The 8,979-nt window shown below is 35.2% G+C and carries 11 protein-coding genes; 6 read left to right on the forward strand and 5 right to left on the reverse strand.

Going from position 1 to position 8,979, the window contains the following annotated elements; genetic code table 11:
* Positions 1–734 precede the first annotated feature (734 nt).
* Entirely contained in the window at positions 735–1,715 is a 981-nt protein-coding gene (locus tag Q1A47_RS19025) for a hypothetical protein (protein WP_026680377.1), read from the forward strand.
* 41 nt (positions 1,716–1,756) lie between these two features.
* On the opposite strand, the gene Q1A47_RS19030 is transcribed toward Q1A47_RS19025, so the two are convergent.
* The 3 genes from Q1A47_RS19030 to Q1A47_RS19040 form a co-directional block, all read right to left on the reverse strand.
* Entirely contained in the window at positions 1,757–1,957 is a 201-nt protein-coding gene (locus Q1A47_RS19030) for a YdiK family protein (RefSeq protein ID WP_026680378.1), read from the reverse strand.
* Positions 1,958–1,998: 41 nt separating this feature from the next.
* Entirely contained in the window at positions 1,999–2,706 is a 708-nt protein-coding gene (locus Q1A47_RS19035; RefSeq protein ID WP_166531011.1) for a CPBP family intramembrane glutamic endopeptidase, read from the reverse strand.
* Between the two features lie 276 nt (positions 2,707–2,982).
* Entirely contained in the window at positions 2,983–3,108 is a 126-nt protein-coding gene (locus Q1A47_RS19040; RefSeq protein ID WP_299632703.1) for a hypothetical protein, read from the reverse strand.
* Positions 3,109–3,425: 317 nt separating this feature from the next.
* On the opposite strand from Q1A47_RS19040, the gene groES reads away from it, so the two are divergent.
* Positions 3,426–3,707, forward strand: a complete 282-nt coding sequence (groES, locus tag Q1A47_RS19045) for a co-chaperone GroES (protein ID WP_026680380.1) — start codon at positions 3,426–3,428, stop codon at positions 3,705–3,707.
* A gap of 49 nt (positions 3,708–3,756) precedes the next feature.
* Positions 3,757–5,397: a chaperonin GroEL gene (groL, locus tag Q1A47_RS19050; RefSeq protein ID WP_026680381.1), complete on the forward strand. Its 1,641-nt coding sequence runs from the start codon at positions 3,757–3,759 to the stop codon at positions 5,395–5,397.
* Positions 5,398–5,487: 90 nt separating this feature from the next.
* Here groL and Q1A47_RS19055 read toward each other — a convergent pair whose 3' ends face one another.
* Positions 5,488–5,832 (reverse strand): tyrosine-type recombinase/integrase, encoded by a 345-nt coding sequence (locus Q1A47_RS19055; RefSeq protein WP_299632705.1) that lies wholly within the window; start codon positions 5,830–5,832, stop codon positions 5,488–5,490.
* Positions 5,833–6,077: 245 nt separating this feature from the next.
* Positions 6,078–6,290 (reverse strand): hypothetical protein, encoded by a 213-nt coding sequence (locus Q1A47_RS19060; RefSeq protein ID WP_166531009.1) that lies wholly within the window; start codon positions 6,288–6,290, stop codon positions 6,078–6,080.
* 62 nt (positions 6,291–6,352) lie between these two features.
* Between Q1A47_RS19060 and Q1A47_RS20955 the strand changes: the two genes are divergently transcribed.
* From Q1A47_RS20955 to Q1A47_RS19080, 3 genes are all read left to right on the forward strand, one after another.
* A complete protein-coding gene (locus tag Q1A47_RS20955) occupies positions 6,353–7,003 on the forward strand; it encodes a RusA family crossover junction endodeoxyribonuclease (RefSeq protein WP_318279987.1) in 651 nt (216 codons plus the stop codon).
* Between the two features lie 113 nt (positions 7,004–7,116).
* Positions 7,117–7,341, forward strand: coding sequence for an XtrA/YqaO family protein (locus tag Q1A47_RS19075; protein WP_166531008.1), 225 nt, complete (start codon positions 7,117–7,119; stop codon positions 7,339–7,341).
* 280 nt (positions 7,342–7,621) lie between these two features.
* The gene (locus Q1A47_RS19080; RefSeq protein ID WP_166531007.1) at positions 7,622–8,839 is read left to right on the forward strand and encodes a Fic family protein; all 1,218 of its coding nucleotides are present in this window, start codon (positions 7,622–7,624) and stop codon (positions 8,837–8,839) included.
* Positions 8,840–8,979 lie beyond the last annotated feature (140 nt).

Genomic DNA, 8,979 nt, shown 5'->3' on the forward strand with positions numbered 1-8,979 from the left:
TAATAGCTACTAGAGGAAGCGTAAATCTGAGCATGTAGTGATAAGGACTGAGCGAATTTTGCTCAGTTTTTCTTATAGTTATAAAATTAGCCCATGTAGATATAAGCGTGTTGGGTCGGCGTCTAGTTACAGCGCCCAGAAACGAGGCGACTTCACGAATCGCCCTATGATAAGTCTTTATTGGCTCGCAAGCTCACCATGATTGCTTGCTCCAGTCGTACATTTCTATTTGAACCCACTCATGAGGACAACAATGTCTACTGGTCATTAATTATAATTGTTTTATCCTACCATATAACTAGCAGCAATACCCCACTTCAAGCAATAAAGAGAAACCAATATGGATAAGTCGGGGATCGATTGGCAGTAAATGTCCGATTGATTCAAAGACCTTTAGGTCATACTCTTGTGGTACCGTGGGGAACAAAATTCTCAGTAGATAGAAGTTTCACATGATCTGTAAGGTATTATTTTTTCTTTTTTACGGTGATTTTTAGAGTAATACCCAGAAACTAAACAGGTGTTATGACATATAAATTGCATTATTTTTCCAATTTATTGTATTTTTTTGCGTCTAATTTAGGAATATATTGGTAATACATTAATTTTATAGAACCTTTAGCCTGTATTTTCAGAATATTTTTTGGGTATAAAGACGTCTGTCTTTATACATATGCATGAGCTATGCTAAGTAGGGATTCTTACTTATTACATAAATCAGGAGGTAAAATTGTATGTTGAAGAAGGTGAAATCACTACTATTTATTTTTATATTTAGCCTTATATTCATAGTCGGATGTGGTGCTAAGGACAGTAGTGATAGTGAAAAAGTTGCCAAAGCTAGTGAAGAACCAAAAGCAGAAGCTACTATTCCAGAAGATGATACCTTAAAGGCAGTTCTAGAAGAAAATATTCAAACAATGATGGATAAGGATTTACAAGGCCATATGAAAACCATTCATCCTGAGTCCCCTGGTTATGATACAACAAAGGAGCTAATAAATAGCCTACAAGCATATACATTAGATATTACATTAACGGATGTACATGTAGAAGAAAAGTCAGCAGCTGAAGCAAGGTTAGCTTATACGCAGACGAATATGAAAGTGGAAGGCCCTGATTACCAAAACAATCAAACAACAGGTGTTCATATATTGAAGCCGGATAATGGGGAATGGAAAATCTATAGCAGTGAAATCGGCGAAACGGTTAATTTGGACGAGAATGGAGAAGTAATTGAGGCTGGGGAAGCAGAGCCTGTGATGGAAGGTAACTATGTAGAAGAAATTAGAAGTTTAGAGATGCCATTTAGTGAAGATAAATGGGAGCTTGGAAACTATGCAGAGGAATCAGGGGAGGCTATTGTTGAATTTTTAGTTTCTGGAGAAACCTTTGAGAATTATACTGAATTACTGACGCTTCATTATTATGAAGATGGAAAAGATTTGATCGGAGTTAAAAACTTCATTACAAACATGGAAGGTAACTTGAGTGATATGATTGATGGAGAGCTTCAATTTGAGCAAATGGATGTAACAAACGAAGAAGGGTTCTATGAATTTGCTATTACTAATGACTCACTGCAATATGATCAAGAGGAACTTGCCCGCGTGTTTGTGAAGGATTCCGATATGTTTGTTATCCGCTATACAACGATGGAACAAAAAATAAAACAAAAAGAAGCTTGGTTGGAGAAGTTAAAGGCGGTTAAATAAAAGCACCCATGAAAAAAGAAGGAAAGCAGCATAATACACTGCTATTCCTTCTTTTTATGTTTAAGGCGAAAATGTAAGGACATTAAACGAATACTAACGCCTATTTCAAGTGTAGCAAATATTGCTAATATAATTGTGGTCACATTCCAGATGGTATCATCTGCACTCAGAATGGCAATGTACGTAAAGAATACTCCCATAATAAAATAAATAATCGCCATGGTCTTCGGTGAAATCTTCATTTATAAAGCCTCCATAATAAATCCTTACTCAACATTTCGTATTAATGTAGCATGAAAATGGTTTGTAGTTCTTCTAACTGTCTTTCTAATTCCTCTGGGTCAATGTTATATTGTATAAGTACGACTAATGAGTTCATAGCCATATGAACAATAATTGGTACAATAATACGCTTTGTCTTTACATAAAGATACGCAAACACTAAGCCCATCGAACCGTATACAAGTATATGCTCAGGCTCACCATGAATAACCGCGAAAATGAGCGCGGATAAAAGTGCTGCAATGAAGAAGTTTGTCCGTAAATACAGTCGTCCGAAAATAATTTTACGGAAGATGATTTCTTCCAGGATTGGAGCGGCAAACATAGGAATTATCATAAACAGTGGTGACATACGAGTCACATCCATAATTGCCTGTGTGTTTTCCGAATCTTGTCCAATACCTAACAGCTTCACTTCAATTGATCCGGCGATTCCCTGTGCGAAATATGCCATGAATACACCGAGAATAGACCAAAGAATCACATTTCCAGTAGAAGCAGCATCTCGTTGATTTACTCCTTGTTTCATGTCTGGTTTCATTAATTGTAAGACAATAATTACTCCTGCTATAAAGCTAATCAGCGACCAGTAAACAAACGCGTCTATCTGATTAATCGGTAACATTGCATATAGAAGTGGGATAAAAATAACTCCTGAGAATTGTACAAGTACATATGTTATGATGACCCACCAATATCGTTTTGGCAAAATACAACGACTCCTTTATCTCTAAGTTAAGAATGTATCCATTTTTGTTTCTTCCAATTAGTTTATGTTTGCTGAAATAAATCTATTAACGATAAAATACATATACGTGATTTTTTAGACATCATGTAAAAGTGAGGTATCAGCAACATAAAAAGGTGTGTTAAGGTGATTCTATGTAAGCTATAGAACCGTATTTATTTATACTTCTCTTATTTTATCATAAAATGAAAAGCTACTTACAATAGAATGAATCATTGGCTTGGTATGACAAATTCATTATCTGTATGTTAATAAGGAAATAAAGTTGTTCTTTTTCGCCATAAGCATTGAAAGTGGGGGATCGACTGTCAGTAAACCCGATTGGCTCAAATGCTTTAGGTCATACCCTTGTGGTACTAACAAAGCGTGGGGGGTAATCAAAACTCCCATGAATTGAAGTTTCACTTTATTGTGTTCAAGGTAAAACATTATCAATGATAATACTTTTCTGTGCAGGCAGTAGACTCATTGAAGTAATTCTTTATGTTATAACAAAGGTTTTGGATATGTTGTGAAGGTAAAGACATACGAATTGATTCGAGTAAGAAAATTTTATAAAAAAATCTATTCTTCATACTTGCATTTTTAACAGGAATTATTTATCATATTAATTGGAATTAGCACTCGGTGATATAGAGTGCTAATAAATAAAATGACATGGAATTAAGGAGGCTTTCTTCATGATTAAACCACTAGGAGAACGCGTTGTTATCGAGCTTGTTGAACAAGAAGAGAAAACTGCAAGCGGTATCGTACTTCCAGACTCTGCAAAAGAAAAACCACAAGAAGGAAATGTGGTAGCTGTTGGTTCTGGAAAAATCGTAAATGGTGAAAAAGTTGCTCTAGAAGTTTCTGAAGGTGACCGCATTATCTTTTCAAAATTTGCTGGTACAGAAGTTAAATACGAAGGCAAAGAGTACTTAATTCTTCGTGAAGATGACATCTTAGCTGTCATAGGCTAATCTTAGATATACAGATACTTAATTAAAGAATTTAAGGAGGGCTTTATCAATGGCTAAAGAAATTAAATTCAGTGAAGACGCACGTCGCGCAATGCTTCGTGGTGTAGATACATTAGCAGACGCAGTTAAAGTAACATTAGGACCAAAAGGCCGTAATGTCGTTTTAGATAAAAAATTTGGTTCCCCATTAATTACAAATGATGGTGTAACCATTGCAAAAGAAATTGAACTAGAAGATCATTTCGAAAACATGGGTGCACAGCTTGTATCAGAAGTTGCATCTAAGACAAATGATGTTGCTGGTGACGGTACAACAACTGCAACTGTATTAGCTCAATCAATGATTCGTGAGGGACTTAAGAACGTTGCTTCAGGTGCTAACCCAGTTGGCGTTCGTCGTGGGATTGAGAAAGCAGTAGAGGTAGCAGTGAATGAACTTAAAACTATTTCAAATCCAATTGAAAGTAAAGAATCTATTGCCCAAGTAGCAGCCGTTTCATCTGGTGACAGTGAAGTTGGAAGCTTGATTTCTGAAGCAATGGAACGCGTTGGAAACGACGGTGTAATCACGATTGAAGAATCTAAAGGCTTTAACACGGAATTAGAAGTTGTTGAAGGTATGCAATTTGATCGTGGATATGCTTCTCCATACATGGTTACTGACCAAGATAAAATGGAAGCAATTCTTGAAGATCCATACATTCTTATTACAGATAAAAAGATTGGTAATATCCAAGAAGTACTACCTGTACTTGAGCAAGTTGTTCAGCAAAGCAAGCCACTATTAATGATCGCTGAAGATGTAGAGGGCGAAGCTCTTGCAACTTTAGTAGTTAACAAGCTTCGTGGTACGTTCAACGCTGTAGCTGTAAAAGCTCCTGGATTCGGTGATCGTCGTAAAGCAATGCTTGAAGATATTGCTACTCTAACAGGTGCAGAAGTAATTACAGAAGATCTTGGCTTAGATCTTAAGAGTGCAACAATTGAGCAATTAGGTCGTGCATCTAAAGTTGTTGTTACAAAAGAAAACACAACGATCGTAGAAGGATCTGGAAATCCTGAAGCAATTTCTTCTCGTGTAGCACAAATTCGTGCACAAGCTGAAGAAACTACTTCTGATTTCGATAAAGAAAAATTACAAGAACGCTTAGCTAAGCTAGCTGGCGGTGTAGCAGTAATTAAAGTCGGTGCTGCAACAGAAACAGAATTAAAAGAACGCAAGCTACGTATTGAAGATGCATTGAACTCTACACGTGCAGCAGTTGAAGAAGGTATTGTTGCTGGTGGAGGTACTGCACTAGTAAATATTTATAACAAAGTAAGCGAACTTAATCTTGAAGGTGACGAAGCAACTGGTGCAAACATTGTACGTCGTGCTATGGAAGAACCAGTACGTCAAATCGCACACAATGCAGGTCTAGAAGGCTCTATCATTGTAGAACGTCTAAAAGGTGAAAAAGTTGGCGTTGGTTACAATGCAGCAACTGGCGAATGGGTAAACATGGTTGAAGCAGGAATTGTTGACCCAACAAAAGTTACTCGTTCTGCACTACAAAACGCAGCATCTGTAGCAGCTATGTTCCTAACTACAGAAGCAGTAGTCGCTGACAAACCAGAAGAAGATGGCGGCGCTGCAGGCGGCGGAATGCCTGACATGGGCGGCATGGGTGGAATGGGCGGCATGATGTAGATCGCCTCCCATAAACGCTGATATAACAGGTTTTTGAAGTGTTTGCTTTGTGATACATGAAGAAAATCTCACAAAAACCTCACAAGTTTTTTAAAAAGTAATTTTTTCAAGGATGTTTCCGTATAAATTTGAAATTTGTTCGGAAGCGTCCTTTTTCATTTTATTTGTTACATGAGTATAAATCTTCATGGTTGTTTTCATATCCTCGTGACCTACTTTTTCCATAACAGTAGCAATATCGATTTTCGCTTCAGCAGCCATACTAATATAGGTGTGTCTAAAAATATGTGGTGTAGCGTGTTTTTTGATTGATGTTTTATCTAAAATGCGATTCATACGCATAAGAATTGTTTTGGTCACAAAAGGATAACCATTCCCGCGACTAAAAACAAAGTCTTTATCGTGAAAATCCTCTATTAACGTTCGATACTGCATTTTGTGTTCATCATTTTCCCTAACAACCTTTTTCAACATATCCATTATCCAATAGAGATTATATATACATCAACATTGTTGTCTTTTTTATTCTTGTAACAAGACTGGCAAGTATAGATGTCAACATCTTTCGTGACTTGCATCATTCCTCTGCTCCTTTCAATGCTTTATCGATAAGTTTGTTTATTACATATACATCCCAACAATTGTCATAAAAATCATTCTAATTAACATAATATTTCATTTTATCCAAATATTGTTTGTGGAGCTGGGTTTTGTTTTCGCCTTACTCGTAAGCGATAGGCAAGATGGCCTTTTCGAGTTTTAAGCCTTTCAACTTTCCTTTCCAACTCCTGCACACATTCTGCTTGTTGGATAAGGTATTTCACTTCTTCTGACCCAATTCCAATATTGTCGTTATTCCAATCGCTTTTGATCTGATTCAATCGTTTATCCATCCCTAGACGTCCTAATTCGATAAGCATACGGACGTTTTATATTTTCTTTTCGTGATTGATATATAGAGCTAAAAAGTAAAACATTCCACCCAACACAGAAGCTATTTACCTTGTTTGAGTACCTAATTAAGACCTACACGAATAAGGGAGATCTAGTATTAGATAACTGTATGGGTTCTTGTACTACAGCATTAGCTGCAGATAATACAGGGCGTAACTGGATTGGATTTGAACTAGACAAAGATTACTGTAATAAGGGAATAGAGTGGATTAATGTGAATAGAGAACAATTAGGTTTACCGCAAACTTTAATGCATCATTATTGGAAGGAGGCTATGAGTATGATTCAACTAACCATATCAGGTAAGCCAGTATCAGCTGTGAGAATGACTCAAAAGAGTATGTACAAGAACAAATATGCACAGCGTTATCTGGCTTATAAAAAGCAGGTTGGATGGATTGCTAAGCAGCACATGAAGGATAAGCCCATTGAAGGGCATGTAGGCGTTAAATTAACTCATTATATAAATGGAAATAGAGCTGATATAGATAATCTTTTTAAAGGCGTTACTGATGCTCTCAATAAGATCGTATACAAGGATGATCGGCAAGTTAAACAGATGGAAGCACGAATCATTCCATGCGAAAAGGAAGAACAACGGACCGAGATTGTAATCTATGAATTAGATAGGCTGGGGAATATAGCAAATTAAAACAATTCTGCCGACCTTGGGCGTTTCTATATTAGATTAGTAGTTTTTAGTTTCAAATAATAGAAATGCTCAGATTGGCTCTAAATTAATAATATCGAGTGGGGGAGAAACATATGCGACTTAAGAACATTCCATTTAAAGATGGAAAGCTCAACGTTGATATAGATAATGATAACAAACCCTTTGTTGTAGTGTATTCGGAAGGAGAAGCTAAACTATCTTATCTGCCGAATCATGGAGAGACTAAGGTCATTACGCACCAGGGTAGAGTTAAAAGGGTTAAATTTGATGAGGGGGGAAGAATTCTAAAGAGTGCATGGTATATTTCTGGGCCCTAATGATTAGACTGATATTACATTAGAATTCCAGGAGGTAAATTAGTTTATGTATATAAAATGTCCTTCTTGTGGAAAAAAGATTAAAATTAAAAAAAATGGAAATGGCAGATGCAAATGTGGAGCACATGTTAAATTTATAGATTAGTACATAATTTTTATTTTGTCAGTTGTAAACCATGATCAAAATGGAAAAAAAATTAATTTTTAACACTTTGGAATAGACAATAATAAATATATATGTGAAAATAAATAATTAATACATTAACTAGGGGGTGTAGTCATGAGGTACCTTTATAAGATGTTTCACGATTTAAATTCAAGTGATTTTGATGATATACACAAAAACAGAATATCTTTTGAATCTACTAAGAGATTAGATTTATCAATAAAACCAATCGATCAAAAAAATGTTTTTGACCTCTACTATGTTCCAACTATAGATATGTTAAAAAAGTGTAGTGCAATTCACAAAACTGCTGGGAATCTTAGATTCATATTTGAAAAATTACCAGCAGTTGCAAAAGATCAATTTATAAGAGAGTGTGTAGTTGAGGAATTATACAATACAAATCAATTAGAGGGTGTAAGAAGTACAAAAGAAGAGATTGCTAGAAGTGTAAGAGATGCAAAATCTAATACAAAAGATAAAAAAAGATTTAGTAGTATGGTGAATTCTTATTTAAATTTGTTATATGGGGATACTGATACCCCTCTTTACCCAAAGGATGTTCGGAGTATATACAACAATATTATTGAAGGGGAAATATCTAAAAACGAATTACCTGATGGTGAAATTTTTAGAAAAGATATTAATTATGTATTAAGCAGGACAGGAAGCGGAAAAGAAATACATCGAGGTTTAATTCCGGAAGATAAAATTATAAGGGAAATGGATAAATTGTTAGACTTTATGAATGATGATAAAGAAACCCCTCTTTTAATTAGGACAGCAATAGGTCATTATTTCTTTGGATATATACATCCGTTTTATGATGGAAACGGAAGGACTTCTCGCTTTATAAGTAGTCTATATCTAGCTAAAACTTTAGGGAAAATATCTGCACTATCTTTGTCTAGGGGGTGCAATAAATATAAAAATAAGTACCTTAAAGCATTTGAAATCTGTAATAGTATTAAGAATAGGGGAGAAATGAATTTCTTTATTGATGAATATTTATCGATAATACTCAATGCGTTAAAGGATATGTTGTCTGAATTAAAGGAAAAAGTTGAATTAATCACTTCTGCTGTTGAAAAGTTAAAAACAGATGACAGAATGGAAAGTAAAAACCATTTTCAGTTTATGTTTGTGTTGATTCAAAATTATTATTTTCATTATAGTGATGGGGTTACAGTACAGGAATTATCTCGTGTTATGGAGATTTCTGAAGCGACAGTAAGAAAAGTAGCCAAAGAGTTATTGAACAAATCTCTTATTAATCAAAAGGGAACGAGACCAGCGCATTTTAGGATTGGAGCAGATTATTTAGAAAATTAGTTCTACCAGCTAACTGGAGGACATCAAATGACAGCAATAAGCTGGCATTTGGTGTCTTTTTTAAAAGATAAGAAAGTATAAAAATTTGGCTATACCAGAGTGTTTCTTACTGTGGTATTTTAAGTATATGGAAAAAAACA

It is taken from the genome of uncultured Virgibacillus sp. (genome assembly GCF_947495635.1).
Lineage (GTDB): Bacteria > Bacillota > Bacilli > Bacillales > Amphibacillaceae > Virgibacillus > Virgibacillus salarius.

What these genes read in the sequence shown, in the direction of transcription:
- Q1A47_RS19060 (WP_166531009.1), bottom strand. Translation starts at nt 6,290, where the DNA reads ATGGATAAACGATTGAATCAGATCAAAAGCGATTGGAATAACGACAAT.
- Q1A47_RS19080 (WP_166531007.1), top strand. Translation starts at nt 7,622, where the DNA reads ATGAGGTACCTTTATAAGATGTTTCACGATTTAAATTCAAGTGATTTT.
- Q1A47_RS19055 (WP_299632705.1), bottom strand. Translation starts at nt 5,832, where the DNA reads ATGCAGTATCGAACGTTAATAGAGGATTTTCACGATAAAGACTTTGTT.
- Q1A47_RS19075 (WP_166531008.1), top strand. Translation starts at nt 7,117, where the DNA reads ATGCGACTTAAGAACATTCCATTTAAAGATGGAAAGCTCAACGTTGAT.
- Q1A47_RS19025 (WP_026680377.1), top strand. Translation starts at nt 735, where the DNA reads ATGTTGAAGAAGGTGAAATCACTACTATTTATTTTTATATTTAGCCTT.
- groL (WP_026680381.1), top strand. Translation starts at nt 3,757, where the DNA reads ATGGCTAAAGAAATTAAATTCAGTGAAGACGCACGTCGCGCAATGCTT.
- groES (WP_026680380.1), top strand. Translation starts at nt 3,426, where the DNA reads ATGATTAAACCACTAGGAGAACGCGTTGTTATCGAGCTTGTTGAACAA.
- Q1A47_RS19030 (WP_026680378.1), bottom strand. Translation starts at nt 1,957, where the DNA reads ATGAAGATTTCACCGAAGACCATGGCGATTATTTATTTTATTATGGGA.